Annotated in this window: 17 protein-coding genes; 12 read left to right on the top strand and 5 right to left on the bottom strand. The window is 71.5% G+C overall.

Annotated features, from left to right (window positions below):
* The first annotated feature begins 82 nt into the window (after window positions 1-82).
* The 12 genes from ACIQF6_RS22395 (at window position 83) to ACIQF6_RS22340 (ending at window position 10,686) form a co-directional block, all read left to right on the top strand.
* On the top strand, window positions 83-496 hold the full coding sequence (locus tag ACIQF6_RS22395; protein ID WP_400897629.1) for a Rieske (2Fe-2S) protein: 414 nt from the start codon (window positions 83-85) through the stop codon (window positions 494-496).
* Window positions 497-529: 33 nt separating this feature from the next.
* Window positions 530-1,291: a hyaluronoglucosaminidase gene (locus ACIQF6_RS22390; protein WP_400897628.1), complete on the top strand. Its 762-nt coding sequence runs from the start codon at window positions 530-532 to the stop codon at window positions 1,289-1,291.
* Window positions 1,292-1,307: 16 nt separating this feature from the next.
* Window positions 1,308-1,460, top strand: coding sequence for a hypothetical protein (locus tag ACIQF6_RS22385; protein ID WP_400897627.1), 153 nt, complete (start codon window positions 1,308-1,310; stop codon window positions 1,458-1,460).
* A 45-nt stretch (window positions 1,461-1,505) separates the two neighbouring features.
* Window positions 1,506-3,509 carry an excinuclease ABC subunit UvrC gene (uvrC, locus tag ACIQF6_RS22380; protein ID WP_400897626.1) on the top strand — a complete coding sequence of 668 codons (2,004 nt, stop codon included), beginning with the start codon at window positions 1,506-1,508 and terminating at the stop codon, window positions 3,507-3,509.
* Complete coding sequence (gene rapZ, locus ACIQF6_RS22375; protein ID WP_400897625.1) at window positions 3,506-4,390, top strand: RNase adapter RapZ; 885 nt, start codon at window positions 3,506-3,508, stop codon at window positions 4,388-4,390. Before uvrC ends, rapZ begins: the two co-directional genes overlap by 4 nt.
* A 138-nt stretch (window positions 4,391-4,528) precedes the next feature.
* Window positions 4,529-5,509 carry a uridine diphosphate-N-acetylglucosamine-binding protein YvcK gene (gene yvcK / locus ACIQF6_RS22370; RefSeq protein ID WP_400897624.1) on the top strand — a complete coding sequence of 327 codons (981 nt, stop codon included), beginning with the start codon at window positions 4,529-4,531 and terminating at the stop codon, window positions 5,507-5,509.
* Complete coding sequence (gene whiA / locus ACIQF6_RS22365) at window positions 5,500-6,480, top strand: DNA-binding protein WhiA (RefSeq protein ID WP_100589697.1); 981 nt, start codon at window positions 5,500-5,502, stop codon at window positions 6,478-6,480. Before yvcK ends, whiA begins: the two co-directional genes overlap by 10 nt.
* A gap of 231 nt (window positions 6,481-6,711) precedes the next feature.
* Window positions 6,712-7,719: a type I glyceraldehyde-3-phosphate dehydrogenase gene (gene gap / locus ACIQF6_RS22360; RefSeq protein ID WP_400897623.1), complete on the top strand. Its 1,008-nt coding sequence runs from the start codon at window positions 6,712-6,714 to the stop codon at window positions 7,717-7,719.
* Between the two features lie 166 nt (window positions 7,720-7,885).
* The gene (locus tag ACIQF6_RS22355; RefSeq protein ID WP_400897622.1) at window positions 7,886-9,091 is read left to right on the top strand and encodes a phosphoglycerate kinase; all 1,206 of its coding nucleotides are present in this window, start codon (window positions 7,886-7,888) and stop codon (window positions 9,089-9,091) included.
* A gap of 7 nt (window positions 9,092-9,098) precedes the next feature.
* On the top strand, window positions 9,099-9,884 hold the full coding sequence (tpiA, locus tag ACIQF6_RS22350) for a triose-phosphate isomerase (protein ID WP_400897621.1): 786 nt from the start codon (window positions 9,099-9,101) through the stop codon (window positions 9,882-9,884).
* Window positions 9,885-9,972: 88 nt separating this feature from the next.
* Complete coding sequence (gene secG, locus ACIQF6_RS22345; RefSeq protein ID WP_100589701.1) at window positions 9,973-10,209, top strand: preprotein translocase subunit SecG; 237 nt, start codon at window positions 9,973-9,975, stop codon at window positions 10,207-10,209.
* A gap of 141 nt (window positions 10,210-10,350) precedes the next feature.
* The gene (locus tag ACIQF6_RS22340) at window positions 10,351-10,686 is read left to right on the top strand and encodes an RNA polymerase-binding protein RbpA (RefSeq protein WP_073814874.1); all 336 of its coding nucleotides are present in this window, start codon (window positions 10,351-10,353) and stop codon (window positions 10,684-10,686) included.
* A gap of 430 nt (window positions 10,687-11,116) precedes the next feature.
* On the opposite strand, the gene pgl is transcribed toward ACIQF6_RS22340, so the two are convergent.
* From pgl to tkt, 5 genes are all read right to left on the bottom strand, one after another.
* Entirely contained in the window at window positions 11,117-11,836 is a 720-nt protein-coding gene (pgl, locus tag ACIQF6_RS22335) for a 6-phosphogluconolactonase (RefSeq protein ID WP_400897620.1), read from the bottom strand.
* Complete coding sequence (gene opcA, locus ACIQF6_RS22330) at window positions 11,833-12,891, bottom strand: glucose-6-phosphate dehydrogenase assembly protein OpcA (protein WP_400897619.1); 1,059 nt, start codon at window positions 12,889-12,891, stop codon at window positions 11,833-11,835. Before opcA ends, pgl begins: the two co-directional genes overlap by 4 nt.
* Window positions 12,888-14,447, bottom strand: coding sequence for a glucose-6-phosphate dehydrogenase (zwf, locus tag ACIQF6_RS22325; RefSeq protein WP_400897829.1), 1,560 nt, complete (start codon window positions 14,445-14,447; stop codon window positions 12,888-12,890). The genes opcA and zwf overlap by 4 nt, the downstream gene beginning before the upstream one ends.
* A 68-nt stretch (window positions 14,448-14,515) precedes the next feature.
* Window positions 14,516-15,649, bottom strand: a complete 1,134-nt coding sequence (gene tal, locus ACIQF6_RS22320) for a transaldolase (protein WP_400897618.1) — start codon at window positions 15,647-15,649, stop codon at window positions 14,516-14,518.
* Window positions 15,650-15,746: 97 nt separating this feature from the next.
* Window positions 15,747-17,843 carry a transketolase gene (gene tkt, locus ACIQF6_RS22315; protein WP_400897617.1) on the bottom strand — a complete coding sequence of 699 codons (2,097 nt, stop codon included), beginning with the start codon at window positions 17,841-17,843 and terminating at the stop codon, window positions 15,747-15,749.
* Between the last annotated feature and the right edge of the window lie 300 nt (window positions 17,844-18,143).

Below are 18,143 nucleotides of genomic sequence, written 5' to 3'. Positions count from 1 at the left end.
CGGGGAATGCGGGGTTCCCCGGGCGGACCGCGTTGTGCGTGCTACGTTGCTGGCGCCCTACCCCGCACCGAGGAGTCCTTCCATGTCCGAGCCCGTCGCGTCCCGCCGTACCGTCCTCTGCTGCGCGGCCGTCGCGCTGGCGGGCGCCACGGCTGCCGGCTGCTCGGCCTCCACCGGGAAGAAGACCGAGACCTCCTCCGGCCCCGTCGAGCTCGGCGCGGCCTCGGAGGTCCCCGTCGGCGGCGGCAAGGTGTACCGGGAGCAGGCCGTCGTCGTCACGCAGCCGACCGCCGGCGAGTACAAGGCGTTCAGCGCGAAGTGCACGCACGCCGGCTGCCTGGTGAACGGCGTGGTCAAGGAGCAGATCCAGTGCCTGTGCCACGGCAGCCGCTTCGGGATCTCCGACGGCGCCGTGCAGGACGGCCCCGCGCCGAAGCCGCTGCCCGAGTACCCGGTGTCGGTGCAGAACGGGAAGCTGCAGGTCACCAAGGGCTGACACATCACCGATCAACAACAGGGGGGAACGAGAATGAAGCGTCGACTTTTCCTGGGCGGATTCACCGCGGGCGCGGTCACCGTCGCAGTGGGCGGAGCGGAGAGCGCGAGCGCGGCGACGTCGGTGACGGTGTTCGACGGGCAGGTGAACGCGCAGAGCTTCTACGGCAACGGCCAGGACGGGCAGGCGGCGTTCTTCAAGACCGCGTCGACCGCGAACAACACCACCAACCCGGCGAACAGCAACGCGCACGCGCTGGTGGTGTACCAGGCGGGCACCAACGGCGGCGGCACCGCGATCAACGCGGTGTCCGACAACCCGGACACCTCCGCGATGTACCTGACCGGCACCGAGAAGGGCCGGGGCACGCTGAAGATCGCGCACAAGGGCTACGCGGACGGCTCCGACCAGGCCGCGGCCGCGCTCTCCATCGACCTGCAGACCGCGGGCACCGCCGCCCAGGGCATCTACCTGACCGCGACCAACGGCCCCACCACGGGCAGCCTGATCGCGCTGCGCAACAACCCCGGCGTGGACGACTTCATCGTCCGCGCCAACGGCCTGACCGGCATCGGCGTCAGCCGGGGCGACATGCCGCGCGCCCAGCTGCACGTCACGCAGAACACCTCCGCGGCGGCCGGCCTGCTGGTCGAGGGCACCGTGCGGGTCGGCGACGTCGCCACCGCCCCGGGCGGGGTGGACTCCAAGGCCGGCGGCGGCTCCCTGTTCGCGCAGGGCGGCGCGCTGTACTGGCGCGGCTCCGCGGGCACCGTCACCAAGATCGCCTCGGCCTGAGCGAGGAGCGCGGACCATGCAGCTGACCCCGGAAGAACTGGTGCGGGAGTTCCAGGACGCCGTCCTGGAGCTCTACTTCGCCCGTAAGCGGATTGCCGTGCTGGAGGCGGACAACGCCGAACTCAGGGCACAACTCGCCGTCGCCGTGGCCCGGGAGGAGTCCGACTGACGGCACTCGCGCCGCAGCGTCACCGGCAGTCGGTACGGTAGGAGCATGGCTGACCCGTCGACCTACCGTCCGGCTCCGGGGGCGATCCCGCTCTCGCCCGGGGTGTACAAGTTCCGTGACGCGCACGGGCGGGTCATCTACGTCGGCAAGGCGAAGAACCTGCGGCAGCGGCTGTCCTCGTACTTCCAGGACGTCGCGAACCTGCACCCGCGCACCGCGACGATGGTGACCACCGCGGCGTCGGTGGAGTGGACGGTGGTGTCCACCGAGGTCGAGGCGCTGCAGCTGGAGTACTCCTGGATCAAGGAGTTCGACCCGCGGTTCAACGTCAAGTACCGGGACGACAAGAGCTACCCGGAGCTGGCCGTCACCCTGAACGAGGAGTTCCCGCGGGTCCAGGTGATGCGCGGGGCGCACAAGAAGGGCGTGCGTTACTTCGGCCCGTACGGGCACGCGTGGGCGATCCGCGAGACGGTCGACCTGCTGCTGCGGGTGTTCCCGGTGCGGACGTGCTCCAACGGCGTGTTCAAGCGGGCCCAACAGGTCGGCCGGCCCTGCCTGTTGGGCTACATCGGCAAGTGCGCGGCGCCCTGCGTGGGCCGGGTGGACGCCGCCGAGCACCGTGAACTCGCCGAGGAGTTCTGCGACTTCATGGCCGGCCGGACGGGCAACTACCTGCGTCGGCTGGAACTGCAGATGCAGGAGGCCGCCGCCGAGATGGAGTACGAGAAGGCGGCCCGGCTGCGCGACGACCTGGGGGCGCTGCGCCGCGCGATGGAGAAGAACGCGGTGGTGCTGGGCGACGGCACCGACGCGGACCTGCTGGCGGTCGCCGAGGACGAACTCGAAGCGGCCGTGCAGATCTTCCACGTCCGCGGCGGCCGGGTGCGCGGCCAGCGCGGCTGGGTGACCGACAAGGTCGAGGACGTCGACACGGCCGGTCTGGTCGAGCACGCGCTGCAGCAGCTGTACGGCGCGGGCACCGAGCAGGTGCCGCGCGAGGTGCTGGTCCCGGCGCTGCCCGGCGAGGCCGCCCACGAGTGGCTGGCCGGCCTGCGCGGCGCCCAGGTCGACCTGCGGGTGCCGCAGCGCGGCGACAAGAAGGACCTGATGGAGACGGTGCAGCGGAACGCCCAGCAGGCGCTGGCGCTGCACAAGACCAAGCGCGCCTCGGACCTGACCACCCGCAGCCGGGCGCTCCAGGAGATCGCCGAGGCGCTGGAGTTGGACTCGGCGCCGCTGCGGATCGAGTGCTTCGACATCTCGCACCTGCAGGGCGACGACGTGGTGGCGTCCATGGTGGTGTTCGAGGACGGCCTGGTCCGCAAGAGCGAGTACCGCCGGTTCCAGATCAGGACCTTCGAGGGGCAGGACGACGTCCGCTCGATGCACGAGGTGATCACCCGCCGGTTCCGCCGCTACCTCCAGGAGCGCGAGCAGACCGGCGAGTGGGCCGTCCCCGAGGAGGCCGTCGACGGCGACGAGGGCCTGACCGACGAGAACGGCCGCCCGAAGCGCTTCGCCTACCCGCCGCAGCTGCTGGTGGTCGACGGCGGGCAGCCCCAGGTCGCCGCGGCGCGGCGGGCGTTGGACGAACTGGGCATCGACGACATCGCGGTGTGCGGCCTGGCGAAGCGGCTGGAGGAGGTGTGGCTGCCGGGGCAGGACGACCCGGTGGTGCTGCCGCGTTCCAGCGAGGGCCTGTACCTGCTGCAACGGGTCCGTGACGAGGCGCACCGGTTCGCCATCACCTATCAGCGCTCGAAGCGGGCCAAGCGGCTCACGGCGGGGGAACTGGACTCCGTCCCCGGCCTCGGCGAGACTCGCCGCCGGGCCCTGCTGAAGCACTTCGGTTCGCTGAAGAAGCTCCGGGCGGCCACCGTCGACGAGTTGTGCGAGGTCCCGGGGATCGGGCGCCGGACCGCCGAGACTGTTGCCGCAGCCTTGGCCTCCCGTACACCTGCCGCATTCGCGGTCAACACCGCGACCGGCGAGATCATCGAAGACAGTAGCGCCACAGCAGCACCGAGAAGCAGGGAAGAGACGTGACTGTGTCCAACGGGGGAGAGACCACCCCCGAGCTGGTGATCATCTCCGGCATGTCCGGGGCGGGCCGTTCCACCGCGGCCAAGTGCCTGGAGGACCTCGGCTGGTTCGTGGTCGACAACCTGCCGCCGGCGCTGATTCCGACCATGGTCGACCTGGGGGCCCGCTCGCAGGGCGCGGTGCCGCGGATCGGCGTCGTGGTCGACGTGCGCGGCCGCACGTTCTTCGACGACCTGCTGACCTCGCTGGAGGAGCTGGAGAAGCGCGGCGTCCGGCTGCGGGTGGTGTTCCTGGACTCCTCCGACGACGCCCTGGTCCGCCGATTCGAGTCGGTGCGCCGCCCGCACCCGCTGCAGGCCGACGGCCGGATCGTCGACGGCATCGCCCAGGAGCGCGAGCTGCTGCGCGAACTGCGCGGCGAGGCCGACCTGGTGGTCGACACCTCGAACCTGAACGTGCACCAGCTGCGCGCCAAGATGGACGCCCAGTTCGCCGGCCAGGACGAGCCGGAGCTGCGCGCCACCGTGATGTCGTTCGGCTTCAAGTACGGCCTGCCGGTCGACGCCGACCTGGTGGTGGACTGCCGCTTCCTGCCGAACCCGCACTGGGTGCCGGAGCTGCGGGCCCGTACCGGAACCGACCCGGACGTGGCAGAGTACGTGTTCCAGCAGCCCGGAGCACAGCCGTTCCTGGACGGGTACACCGAGCTGCTGCGGATCATCACCGAGGGCTACCGCCGCGAGGGGAAGCGTTACATGACGCTTGCCGTAGGCTGCACCGGAGGCAAACACCGCAGCGTCGCGATGTCCGAGCAGCTGACGAAGCGTCTGATCGCGGACGGAGTCGAGACGGTGCTGGTCCACCGGGACATGGGCCGGGAGTAGCGGCCGGGAAACCCCCCGTCACCGCCGCCCCGGCCGAGCACGAGACAGGAACATGGGGTCGGCGTGACGGGATACGTGCCAGCGCGGCAGCAGCTCCGGACCAGACCTGCCGACCGGGCCTCCGGGTCGCGTCCCGGTGTGCCGAAGATCGCCGCGCTGGGCGGCGGCCAGGGCCTGTCCGCGTCGCTGTCCGCGCTGCGCCGGCTGACCACCGAGCTGACCGCCATCGTCACCGTCGCCGACGACGGCGGCTCCAGCGGTCGGCTGCGCACCGAGCTCGGCGTCCTGCCGCCCGGTGACCTGCGCAAGGCGCTGGCCGCGCTGTGCGGGGACGACGACTGGGGCCGCACCTGGTCCGAGGTGATCCAGCAGCGTTTCACCGGCACCGGCGAGCTCGGCGGCCACGCGGTCGGCAACCTGCTGATCGTGGCGCTGTGGGAGAAGCTCGGCGACCCGGTGGAGGCGCTGAACTGGGTGGGCCGGCTGCTGAACGTGCAGGGCCGGGTGCTGCCGATGTCCGCGGTGCCGCTGGACATCGAGGCGCTGGTGCGCGGCCACGACCCGCTGCGGCCCGGCGAGGTGTCGGCGGTGCGCGGCCAGGCCGCGGTGGCGGTGACGCCGGGTACGGTGCAGTCGATCCGCCTGCTGCCGGACGAGCCGCCCGCCGTCCCGGAGGCCGTGCAGGCCGTCCTGGAGGCGGACTGGGTGGTGCTCGGCCCCGGTTCCTGGTTCACCAGCGTGCTGCCGCACCTGCTGGTGCCGGAGCTGGCGAAGGCCCTCGTGGAGACCCGGGCCCGCCGGCTGCTGACCCTCAACCTGGCGCCGCAGCCCGGCGAGACCGAGGGCTTCACCCCGCAGCGCCACCTGGAGGTGATCGCCGACCACGCTCCGGACCTCGCGGTGGATGCGATCCTGGTGGATGAGCGGGCTGTCAGCGGAGGAGCTTTCGGGCTCGCCGACCTGACGGGCCTGGAGCAGGCCGCGAAGCGGATGGGCGCCGCCCTGGTGCTCGACCCGGTGGCCCGTGCCGACGGCACCCCGCGACACGACCCGGAGCTCTTGGCCGCGGCGTACGACCGGATTTTCCGGACTCATGGAAGGATCGGCCCATGGCGATGACGGCAGCGGTGAAAGACGAGATCTCCCGGCTTCCCGTCACCCGTGCCTGCTGCCGCAAGGCGGAGGTTTCGGCGATCCTGCGTTTCGCGGGCGGACTGCACATTGTGAGCGGCCGCATCGTGATCGAGGCGGAGCTGGACACCGGCATTGCGGCACGGCGGCTGCGCAAGGACCTCCTGGAGATCTTCGGACACTCCTCGGATCTGGTGGTGATGGCCCCCGGCGGGCTGCGTCGCGGCAGCCGGTACGTGGTGCGGGTGGTGAAGGACGGCGAGCTGCTGGCCCGGCAGACCGGGCTGGTGGACGGGCGCGGACGGCCGATCCGGGGCCTGCCCCCGGCGGTGGTGTCCGGCGCGACCTGCGACGCGGAGGCCGCCTGGCGCGGCGCGTTCCTGGCGCACGGCTCGCTCACCGAGCCCGGCCGCTCCTCCTCGCTGGAGATCACCTGCCCGGGCTCGGAGGCGGCGCTCGCCCTGGTCGGCGCGGCCCGCCGGCTCGGCATCCCCGCCAAGGCCCGCGAGGTGCGCGGCGTGGACCGGGTGGTGATCCGCGACGGCGACGCGATCGGCGCACTGCTCACCCGGCTCGGCGCGCACGAGTCGGTGCTGGCCTGGGAGGAGCGCCGGATGCGCCGCGAGGTCCGGGCCACCGCCAACCGGCTGGCCAACTTCGACGACGCCAACCTGCGCCGCTCGGCCCGCGCCGCGGTCGCGGCCGGCGCCCGGGTCGCCCGCGCGCTGGAGATCCTCGGCGAGGAGGTGCCCGAGCACCTGGCGGCGGCCGGCGCGCTGCGCATGCAGCACAAGCAGGCCTCGCTGGAGGAGCTCGGCGCGCTCGCCGACCCGCCGCTGACCAAGGACGCGGTGGCGGGCCGGATCCGTCGCCTGCTGGCGATGGCCGACAAGCGCGCCGCCGAACTCGGCCTGCCCAACACCGAGGCCAACCTGACGGAGGAGATGGCCCTGAGCTGACCGGCCGTCGGCCTCCCGGAACGCAACCCCGAAGGGGCGTGCGGAGCATGACGCGGCATCCGCCGCGGACAAGCCCGCGCGCTCCTTTCGGCCATCTGGGCCCTTGCGCCCTACCGGTGAGGCGATGTGCCTTGCGACACTTGGGGGAGGTAGGGTCAGCAGTGGTCGGGGAAACCCAAAATTTCACCCCCGTCGGGCTCCGGCCCGGCGTACCTGTTAGGAGATCGGTTCGTGACGATCCGGGTAGGCATCAACGGGTTCGGCCGCATCGGCCGCAACTTCTTCCGTGCGGTCAAGGCCCAGGGCGCGGACATCGAAATCGTCGGTGTCAACGACCTGACCGACACCAAGACGCTGGCTCACCTGCTCAAGTACGACACCACTCTCGGTACCTTCCCCGGCGAGGTCTCGCACACCGAGGACACCATCACCGTCGATGGTCACACCTTCAAGGTCACCGCCGAGCGTGACCCCGCGAACCTCCCCTGGGCCGAGCTGGGCGCCGACATCGTCGTCGAGTCCACCGGCATCTTCACCAAGGCCGAAGGTGCGAAGAAGCACCTGGCGGCCGGCGCGAAGAAGGTCATCATCTCGGCGCCCGCCTCCGGCGAGGACATCACCGTCGTGCTGGGCGTCAACGACGACAAGTACGACGCGGCTGCGCACCACGTCATCTCCAACGCCTCCTGCACCACCAACTGCGTGGCGCCGATGGCGAAGGTTCTCGACGAGAACTTCGGCATCGTCAAGGGCCTGATGACCACCGTGCACGCCTTCACCAACGACCAGGTCACCCTGGACTTCCCGCACAAGGACCTGCGTCGCGCCCGCGCCGCCTCGCAGAACATCATTCCGACCTCGACCGGTGCCGCCAAGGCCACCGCCCTGGTCCTCCCGCAGCTGAAGGGCAAGCTGGACGGCACCTCGCTGCGCGTCCCGGTCCCGACCGGCTCGATCACCGACCTGGTGGTCACCCTGGAGCGCGAGGTCACCAAGGACGAGGTCAACGCCGCGTTCCAGAAGGCCGCCCAGGAAGGCTCGCTGAAGGGCATCCTGGCGTACACCGAGGACCCGATCGTGTCCTCGGACATCGTGAACGACCCGCACTCCTGCATCTTCGACTCCCAGCTGACGATGGTTCAGGGGAACCAGGTCAAGGTGCTCGGCTGGTACGACAACGAGTTCGGCTACTCGAACCGCCTCGTCGACCTGGTCGCCGTCGTCGGCGAGCAGCTCTGACTCCCAGCGGTAGCTGACGTGACGTAAGGGGCAGGGCCCGGACGGCTGTCACCGCCGACCGGGCCCTGCCGCTGCGCCCACCCTCGTCCGTCCTACCTCTTTTCCGGTGTGTGACCCGCTGCCCCGTGTCGCCGCCTGCCGACCCATCCCCCTGAGGAGCAAGACCGTGAAGACGATCGAAGACCTGGAGGTCTCCGGCAAGCGGGTGTTCGTCCGCGCCGACCTCAACGTGCCGCTGTCCGGTGACACCATCACCGACGACGGCCGGATCCGGGCCGTCGCGCCGACCATCGCCAAGCTCGCCGAGCGCGGCGCCCGGGTGGTCGTCGCCTCGCACCTGGGCCGCCCGAAGGGCGAGCCGGACCCGAAGTTCTCGCTCGCGCCGGTGGCGGTCCGCCTCGGCGAAATCCTCGGCCGCCCGGTGAGCTTCGCCACCGACACGGTCGGGGACAGCGCGAAGGCCACCGTCGCCGCTCTCGGCGACGGCGAGGTCACGCTGCTGGAGAACCTGCGCTTCAACGCCGGCGAGACCTCCAAGGACGACGCCGAGCGCGGCGCGTTCGCCGACGAGCTGGCCGCCCTGGCGGACCTGTACGTCGGCGACGGCTTCGGCGCGGTGCACCGCAAGCACGCCTCCGTCTACGACCTGCCCGCCCGCCTGCCGCACGCGGTCGGCGACCTGATCGCCACCGAGGTGGGCGTCCTCAAGCGCCTCACCGAGGACGTGGCCCGCCCGTACGTGGTGGTGCTCGGCGGCTCCAAGGTCTCCGACAAGGTCGGCGTGATCGAGAACCTGCTCGGCAAGGCCGACCGGATCCTGATCGGCGGCGGCATGATGTACACCTTCATCGCCGCCCAGGGCCACGGCGTCGGCGCCTCGCTGCTCCAGGAGGACCAGATCCCGGTCGTCCAGGACTACCTGAAGCGCGGCGCCGAGCAGGGCGTGGAGTTCGTGATCCCGCTGGACACCGCGGTGTCCGGCTCGTTCCCGGACGTCAAGGGCGGCGCCCCGGTGGACGACTTCGCGGTGGTCGACGTGGACGCCATCCCGGACGGCGCGCTGGGCCTGGACATCGGCCCGAAGACCGCGCAGCTGTTCGCGGAGAAGATCGCCGACGCAAAGACCGTGTTCTGGAACGGCCCGATGGGCGTGTTCGAGCACCCGGCGTTCGCGGACGGCACCCGGGCGGTCGCCCGGGCGCTGGTCGACTCCGACGCGTTCACCGTGGTCGGCGGCGGCGACTCGGCGGCGGCGGTCCGCACCCTGGGGTTCGACGAGGCGAAGTTCGGACACATCTCGACCGGCGGTGGCGCGAGCCTCGAGTACCTGGAGGGCAAGACCCTTCCCGGTCTCGCCGCCCTGGAGGACTGAGAGAGACATGACTGAGCGTCTCCCGCTGATGGCGGGCAACTGGAAGATGAACCTCGACCACTTCGAGGCCATCCGCCACGTCCAGAAGCTGGCGTTCTCGCTGGCCGACAAGGACTACGCGGCCGTCGAGGTCGCGGTGCTGGTCCCGTTCACCGACCTGCGCTCCGTGCAGACCCTGGTCGACGGCGACAAGCTGAAGATCAAGTACGGCTCGCAGGACATCTCGCAGCACGACGGCGGCGCCTACACCGGTGAGGTGTCCGGCCCGATGCTGGCGAAGCTGAAGTGCGCCTACGCGGTGATCGGCCACTCCGAGCGCCGCCAGTACCACGGCGAGAACGAGGAGATCGTCAACGCCAAGGTGAAGGCCGCCTACCGCAGCGGGATCACCCCGATCCTGTGCATCGGCGAGCCGCTGGAGATCCGCAAGGCCGGTACCCACGTCGAGTACACCCTCGGGCAGCTGGACGGCGCGCTGGACGGCGTCCCGGCCGGCGACGCGGAGAGCATCGTGGTCGCCTACGAGCCGGTCTGGGCGATCGGCACCGGCGAGGTCGCCACCCCCGAGGACGCGCAGGAGGTGTGCGGCGCGATCCGGGCCCGGCTCGGCGAGCTGTACGGCACCGAGCTGGCCGACAAGGTCCGTGTCCTGTACGGCGGTTCGGTGAAGTCCTCGTCGGCGGCCGGCCTGATGGCCAAGCCCGACGTGGACGGCGGACTGATCGGCGGCGCCTCGCTCGACGCCGACGAGTTCGTCAAGATCGTGCGCTTCCGTGACCAGGCAGTAGGCTAACGCCGCCGCAGCAACGTAGGCTTTGGGGCCGGACCGCGTAACGCGGGCCCGGCCCCTTCGCCGAAGATTCGAGAGAGTTGGTCCCGTCGTGGTTCTCGGGTTCGAGATTGCGCTGATCGTCCTCAGCGTTCTGATGATCATGCTGGTGCTGCTGCACAAGGGCAAGGGCGGCGGTCTGTCCGACATGTTCGGCGGCGGCGCGATGTCCACCGGCGGCGGCTCCGCCGTGGCCGAGCGGAACCTGGACCGCATCACCATCGTGATCGGCCTGGCCTGGTTCGCCTGCATCATCGTGCTCGGGCTGCTGCTCAAGGGCAGCAGCTGACGGTCACGACTGACGCCGACAACTGACAGGAAGTCGGCGGGCGGTGGTGGCACAGCCTTAACTGCCGCTTACACTAGGACGACTTCGCCACCGTCCGCCCAGCCGCGGCCGGACGGCACCAGCACGCAGGGGAGTCAGACCGTGGCAAGTGGCAACGCGATCCGAGGCAGCAGAGTCGGTGCCGGCCCGATGGGGGAGGCGGAGCGCGGCGAGTCCGCCCCCCGCAACCGGATCTCCTTCTGGTGCGCGAACAAGCACGAGACGCGCCCCAGTTTCGCCGCGGAGGCGGCCATCCCGGACACCTGGGACTGCCCCCGCTGCGGGTTCCCGGCCGGCCAGGACGAGCACAACCCGCCCGCCCCGGCCCGCAACGAGCCCTACAAGACGCACCTCGCGTACGTGCGCGAGCGGCGGACGGACGCGGACGGCGAGGCGATTCTCGCTGAGGCGCTGGCCAAGCTGCGCGGCGAGATCTGAGCCGTACGGCAACGCGAAAGCCGCCCACCTGGGGAGTTCTCCGGGTGGGCGGCTTTCTGCTGTGGCGGTCCCTTCGGGGGAGCGCACCTGAGATGGCGAAAGCCGCCGGGGGGTTGGATTTCCCCGGGGTGGGCGGCTTTCCGGTTGTCGCGTTCCCCTTCGCGCAGTTCCCCGCGTCCCTGGCGGGGCGCGAGTGTTGCGGTGGAGCCGCCCACCCGGGGATTGGAGTTCTCCGGGTGGGCGGCTTTCCGGTTGTCGCGTTCCCCCTTGCGCAGTTCCCCGCGTCCCTGGTGGGGCGCGGGGCTGGGGCCGGCTCCCTGGCGGGGCGCGGTCTGCGGGTGGTTCCCCGGCGGGGGGCGGAAGTTGACGGGGTGTTGGGGCACGTCACCCGGCGGGGTGCCGGGTGGGCGTGCGGGGTTCTGACGGTGGGTCAGGACAGGTTGGCGGCTGCCGATTCGTCCAGGAGCCAGAGGGTCTTCTCGGTGCCCTTGACCGCGCCTGCCGGGGCCGTCTCCGCGTCCTGGGTGGTGCGGGCGAGGGCGACGGCGTCGGCCTTGTCGGGGCCGGCGGCGAGGAGCCAGGTCTGGCGTGCGGTGCGGAGGGTGGGCAGGGACAGCGAGATTCGCGTCGGCGGGGGCTTCGGCGAGTCGTGGACGGCGACGACCGTGCTGCCGGTCTCGCGGACCCCGGGGTGGCCGGGGAACAGCGAGGCGACGTGCGCGTCCGGGCCGACGCCCAGGAGCAGGACGTCGAAGACCGCGCCGACCGCGGCGAGTTCTCCGGCGTAGCGGGCGGCGGCGTCCTCGGGGGAGGCGCCGTCGTCCGCGGGCATCTCGTGGATGTGGGCGCCGAGCGGGCGGACGGCGTCCAGGAACGCGGCGGCCTGGACGGCGTTGCGGTCCGGGTCGCCGGCCGGGAGGTAGCGCTCGTCGCCCCACCAGAGGTGGACCTGCGCCCAGTTCACCGCGTCGCGCGCCGGGTGGGCGGCGAGCGCGGCGAGCAGGGCGTTGCCGTTGCGGCCGCCGGTGAGCACCAGGTGGGCGGTGCCGCGGGCGGTCTGCGCGTCGATCGCGGCGGTGATCAGCCGGGCGGCGGCCGCCTCGGCGAGCAGCGCCGGGTCGCGGTGGACCAGGACCAGGTTGTCGCTCACTGGGCGCTCTTCTTGCGGGCGGCGGCCTTCTTGGTGGCGGCGGGCGGCTCCTGCTCGCCGGCCGCGTGCTCCTCGAGGTGCGCCTGCTCGACGGTGCCGCCGGGGCCCGCGTGCTCGACTCCGGCGATCCGTTCGCGCAGCCGGTCCACGGGGGTGCGGACGGCGGTGGCGTAGATGTCGTCGGGGTCGAGGCGGCGGAGTTCCTCGGCGATCAGCTCGGCGGTGTCGCGGCGCTTGAGCGCGACCATGCGGTCGGGCGCGCCGGGCATCGACAGGGTGCCGAGCAGGCCGTCGGGGCGGTCCAGGACGATGTCGCCGTCCTTGGTGCGCAGCGTGACGGCGGTGATGCCGGGGCCGCCGGTGACGACCCGTTCGACCGGCACCCGCAGGCGGTTGTGCAGCCACAGGCCGAGCAGTTCGACGCTGGGGTTGTACGACTCGCCCTCGACCACCGCGGCGGTGATCTTGACGTCGCGCTGGTCGAGCGCGGCGGCCAGCATGGAGCGCCAGCCGGTGATCCGGGTCCACGCCAGGTCGGTGTCGCCGGGGGTGTAGCCGCTGGCCCGCTGGGCGAGCTGGCCGACCGGGGACTCGGCGGTGACCGCGTCGGTGATCCGGCGCTGGGCGAGCGCGCCGAGCGGGTCCTGGGCGGGGTTGAGCGGCGCGTTGTCCGGCCACCAGACCACCACGGGGGCGTCGGGCAGCAGCAGCGGCAGGACCACGGACTGGGCGTGCGAGGCGAGTTCGCCGTGCATGCGCAGGATGACGGTCTCGCCGCTGCCGGCGTCGCTGCCGACCAGGATCTCCGCGTCCAGCCGGGTCTCGGCCCGGGCGCGGGGCGAGCGGCCGGCCCGCTTGATGACGGCCAGGGTCCGCGAGGGGTGCTCGCGGGAGGCGTCGTTGGCGGCCTTCAGAGCGTCGTACGCGCTGCCCTCGTCGGTCACGATGACCAGGGTCAGCACCATGCCGGCGGCGGTCGAGCCGCTGGCCCGGCGGGCGTCCATCAAGGCAGCGTTGATCTTGCTGGACGTGGTGTTGGTCAGGTCGATCTTCATGGCCGGCGCCAGCTCCTGCCGTCTCGTGCGAGCATCTCGTCCGCCTCGACCGGGCCCCAGGTGCCGGCCGGGTACTGCGCGGGCTTGCCGTTGGCGTCCCAGTACTGCTCGATCGGGTCGAGGATCTGCCAGGACAGCTCGACCTCCTGGTGCCGCGGGAAGAGGTTGGCGTCGCCGAGCAGGACGTCCAGGATGAGGCGCTCGTACGCCTCGGGGCTGGACTCGGTGAACGACTCGCCGTAGGCGAAGTCCATGGTGACGTCGCGGACCTCCAGCGCGGTGCCGGGGACCTTCGAGCCGAAGCGCACGGTGACGCCCTCGTCCGGCTGGACGCGGATCACCAGGGCGTTCTGGCCGAGCTCCTCGGTGGCGTAGGAGTCGAACGGCAGGTACGGGGCGCGCTGGAAGACCACCGCGATCTCGGTGACCCGGCGGCCCAGCCGCTTGCCGGTGCGCAGGTAGAACGGCACGCCCGCCCAGCGCCGGTTGTTGATCTCCAGCTTGATGGCGGCGAAGGTGTCGGTCTTGGAGTCCGGGTTGATGCCGTCCTCGTCCAGGTAGCCGACCACCTCCTCGCCGCCCTGCCAGCCGGAGGTGTACTGGCCGCGCACGGTGTGCTTGCCCAGGTCGGCGGGGAGCTTGACGGCGCTGAGCACCTTCAGCTTCTCGGCGACCAGCGCCTTCGGGTGGAAGGACGCCGGCTCCTCGATGGCGGTCAGCGCCATCAGCTGGAGCAGGTGGTTCTGGATGACGTCACGGGCCGAGCCGATGCCGTCGTAGTAGCCGGCCCGGCCGCCGATGCCGATGTCCTCGGCCATGGTGATCTGCACGTGGTCGACGTACGACCGGTTCCAGATCGGCTCGAACATCTGGTTGGCGAAGCGCAGCGCCAGGATGTTCTGGACGGTCTCCTTGCCCAGGTAGTGGTCGATCCGGAAGACCTCGTCGCGGGGGAAGACCTCGTGGACGATCCGGTTCAGTTCCTGGGCGCTCTGCAGGTCGTGGCCGAACGGCTTCTCGATGACCGCCCGCCGCCAGGAGCCCGGCTGCGGGTCGGTCAGGCCGTGCTTCTTCAGCTGCTGGACCACGGTGGGGAAGAACTTCGGCGGCACCGACAGGTAGAACGCGAAGTTGCCGCTGGTGCCCTGCGCCTGGTCGAGTTCCTCGATGGTGCGGCGCAGGGTGTCGAAGGCGTCGTCGTCGCCGAAGTCGCCCTGGACGAACCGCATGCCCTTGGCGAGCTGCTGCCAGACCTCCTCGCGGAAGGGGGTGCGCGCGTGCTCCTTGACGGCGTCGTGCACCACCTGCGCGAAGTCCTCGTCGGCCCACTCGCGCCGGGCGAAGCCGATCAGCGAGAAGCCCGGCGGCAGCAGGCCGCGGTTGGCGAGGTCGTAGACGGCCGGCATCAGCTTCTTGCGCGACAGGTCGCCGGTGACGCCGAAGATCACCAGGCCGGACGGGCCGGCGATCCTCGGGAGCCGGCGGTCGGCAGGGTCCCGCAGCGGGTTGACGGGCTGGTCGAGGGTGTCTCCCCCGACCGGCTCCGTGCCCTCCACGTCCGGGTACGGCTGGGTGTTGCTCACTGTGGTGTGCTCCGCTTTCCGTTCGGTTTCGTGAGCGGGAGTCAGTTGTCGCCGTGCGACTGGAGCGCGGCGGTGACGGTGTCGAGCAGCTCGTTCCAGGAGACCTCGAACTTCTGCACGCCTTCCTCCTCCAGCACCCGGACCACGTCGTCGTAGTCCACGCCGGCCGCGGCGACCGCGTCCAGCACGGCCTTGGCGTCCGCGTAGTTCGGGGTGATGGTGTCGCCGGTGACCACGCCGTGGTCGTCGGTGGCGTCCAGGGTGGCCTCGGGCATGGTGTTGACGGTGCCCGGGGCGACCAGCTCGGTCACGTACAGGGTGTCCGGCAGGCTCGGGTCCTTGACGCCGGTGGACGCCCACAGCGGACGCTGCGGCTTGGCGCCGGCCGCCTCCAGGGCCTGCCAGCGGGCCGAGGCGGGCTTGCTGCCGTCGACCGAGCCGTACACCTCCTCGTACGCCTGGTAGGCGAGGCGGGCGTTGGCGACCGCGGCCTTGGAGCGCAGGGCCTTGGCCTCGCCGCCGACGGCGTCCAGGCGCTTGTCGATCTCGGTGTCCACCCGGGAGACGAAGAACGAGGCGACCGACTCGACCTGCGAGATGTCCAGGCCGGCGGCCTTGGCCTGCTCCAGGCCGGTCAGGTGGGCGTCGATGACGGCCTTGTAGCGCTCCAGCGAGAAGATCAGCGTGACGTTGACGCTGATGCCCTTGGCGAGCACGGCGCTGATCGCGGGCAGGCCGGCCAGCGTGGCGGGGATCTTGATCAGCACGTTCGGGCGGTCGACCAGCCACCACAGCTGCTTGGCCTCGGCGATCGTCGCGGCGGTCTCGTGGGCGAGGCGCGGGTCGACCTCGATGGAGACCCGGCCGTCCCGGCCGTTGGAGGCGTCGTACACCGGGCGCAGCACGTCGGCGGCGTCCCGGACGTCCGAGGTGGTGATCATGCGGACGGCCTCGTCGGTGGTGACCTTGCGCACCGCGAGGTCCTCCAGCTGGCGGTTGTAGGCGCCGTTGCCGGCGATCGCCTTCTGGAAGATGGTCGGGTTGGTGGTGACGCCGACGACGTGCTTCTCCTGCACCAGCTCGGCCAGGTTGCCGGAGTTCAGGCGCTCCCGGCTGAGGTCGTCCAGCCAGATCGCCACGCCTTCTTCGCTGAGGCGGTTCAATGCGTCGGTCATGGTGCTTCAGTCCCTCTTCTTCTGTTCTTCGTACGTCTGCGGTGGAGTCCTGGGGTCCGGCCCGGGGGAGTGCGGTCCCCCGGGCCGGACGTGACCGCTAGCGGGAGACGGCCTCGACCGTGCGGAGCGAGGCGCGGGCCGCGCCCGCGACCGCCTCCGCGGTGATGCCGAACTCCTGGTAGAGCACCTTGTAGTCGGCGGAGGCGCCGAAGTGCTCCAGGCTGATGATCCGACCGGCGTCGCCGACCAGCTCGCGCCAGCCCTGGGCGATGCCCGCCTCGACCGAGACCCGGGCCCGGACGTTCGGCGGCAGCACGCTGTCGCGGTACGCCTGGTCCTGCTCGTTGAACCACTCCACCGACGGCATCGACACCACGCGGGTGGGGGTGCCCTCGGCCTGCAGCGCCTCGCGGGCCTGCATCGCCAGCTGCACCTCGGAGCCGGTGCCGAGCAGGATCACCTTGGGCTCGCCGCCCTCGGCCTCGGCCAGCACGTAGCCGCCCCTGGCCGCGCCCTCGGCGGAGCCGAACACCTCGCGGTCGAAGGTCGGCACGCCCTGCCGGGTCAGCACCAGGCCGACCGGGCCGGGGTGGCTGGTCTGCCGCTCCAGCACCGTCCGCCACACCACGGCGGTCTCGTTGGCGTCCGCCGGGCGGACCACCGCGAGGCCGGGGATGGCGCGCAGCGCGGCCAGGTGCTCCACCGGCTGGTGGGTCGGGCCGTCCTCGCCGAGGCCGATCGAGTCGTGCGTCCAGACGTAGACCACCGGCAGCTTCATCAGCGCGGCGAGCCGGACCGCGGGGCGCATGTAGTCGGAGAACACCAGGAAGGTGCCGCCGTAGATGCGGGTGCGGCCGTGCAGCGCGATGCCGTTCATCACGGAGCCCATGGCGTGCTCGCGGATGCCGTAGTGAACGGTGCGGCCGTACGGCGAGGCGCTCTTGAGCGGGTTGCCCTCCGGAAGGAAGGAGGACTCCTCGTCGATGGTGGTCAGGTTGGACTCGGCGAGGTCCGCGGAGCCGCCCCACAGCTCGGGGATCAGCTTGCCGACGGCCTTCAGGGTGTCGCCGGAGGCCTTGCGGGTGGCGACGTCCTTGCCGGCCGGGAAGACCGGGACGGCCTTCTCCCAGCCGTCGGGCAGCTCGCCGATCTGGATCCGGTCGTACTCGGCGGCGCGCTGCGGGTTGGCGGCGCGCCACTCGCGCAGCTGCTCCTCCCAGGCGGTGCGGGCGGCCTGGCCGCGCTGCACGACCTCGCGGGCGTGCGCGACGACCTCGTCCGTCACCTCGAAGGTCTTCTGCGGGTCGAAGCCCAGCACCTTCTTGGTGGCGGCGATCTCGGCGTCGCCGAGGGCCGAGCCGTGCGCCTTGGCGGTGTCCTGGGCGTTCGGCGCGGGCCAGGCGATGATGGTGCGCATCGCGATGATCGACGGCCGGCCGGTCTCCGCCCTGGCGGCCTCCAGCGCGGCGGCCAGCGCGACCACGTCGATGTCGCCGTCGGCCTTCGGGACGACCCGCTGGACGTGCCAGCCGTACGCCTCGTAGCGGGCCAGCACGTCCTCGGAGAACGCGGTGGCGGTGTCGCCCTCGATGGAGATGTGGTTGTCGTCGTACAGCGCGACCAGGTTGCCCAGCTTCTGGTGGCCGGCCAGCGAGGACGCCTCGGCGGAGATGCCCTCCTGGAGGTCGCCGTCGGAGACGATCGCCCAGACGGTGTGGTCGAACGGCGAGGTGCCGGCCGGCGCGTCCGGGTCGAACAGGCCGCGCTCGTAGCGGGCGGCCATCGCCATGCCGACCGCGTTGCCGACGCCCTGGCCGAGCGGGCCGGTGGTGGTCTCCACGCCGGCGGTGTGGCCGTGCTCGGGGTGGCCGGGGGTGCGGCTGCCCGCGACCCGGAAGGCCTTCAGGTCGTCCAGCGACAGTCCGTAACCGGACAGGAACAGCTGGGTGTACAGCGTGAGGGAGGTGTGCCCCGGCGAGAGCACGAAGCGGTCGCGGCCGACCCAGGTCGGGTCGGTCGGGTCGTGGCGCAGGAAGCGCTGGAAGACGAGGTAGGCGGCGGGGGCCAGCGACATGGCGGTGCCCGGGTGCCCGTTCCCCACCTTCTGCACGGCGTCCATGGCCAGGACCCGGGCCGTGTCCACGGCACGCTGGTCCAGCTCGCTCCACTCGAATACGTTCGGCGTCGTGCTCACCCTGACTCAGGGCTCCTTCCGGAATTTTGTAGAAGTGTCACCCCGTGAAGGGGACCGGTCGGCCACGCCGCTGTGGCTGGTGCCGATCACGGAGGGTTGATCCCGCTTCTCTGTGCGAGCCTACCGTTTGCGGGGCACCTCACCCTGCGTGCCGGGCAACGAGGATCGGCGGCGTCGCATTCCCCTGGCGGGACGTCAACTCCTCTGTCCTACATTCACCCGTCAGGGGAGGGTTTGCCCGTCCGAGGCGTAAGACGCGCACGAGCACGGCTCGCCGGGGGACCCCGGGGCGGATCGGGA

The organism is Kitasatospora sp. NPDC092948, assembly GCF_044754805.1.
In the GTDB taxonomy this organism is placed as follows: domain Bacteria; phylum Actinomycetota; class Actinomycetes; order Streptomycetales; family Streptomycetaceae; genus Kitasatospora.
Note: the sequence above shows the minus strand (reverse complement) of the source record. Positions and strands in the feature narration are given on the sequence as shown.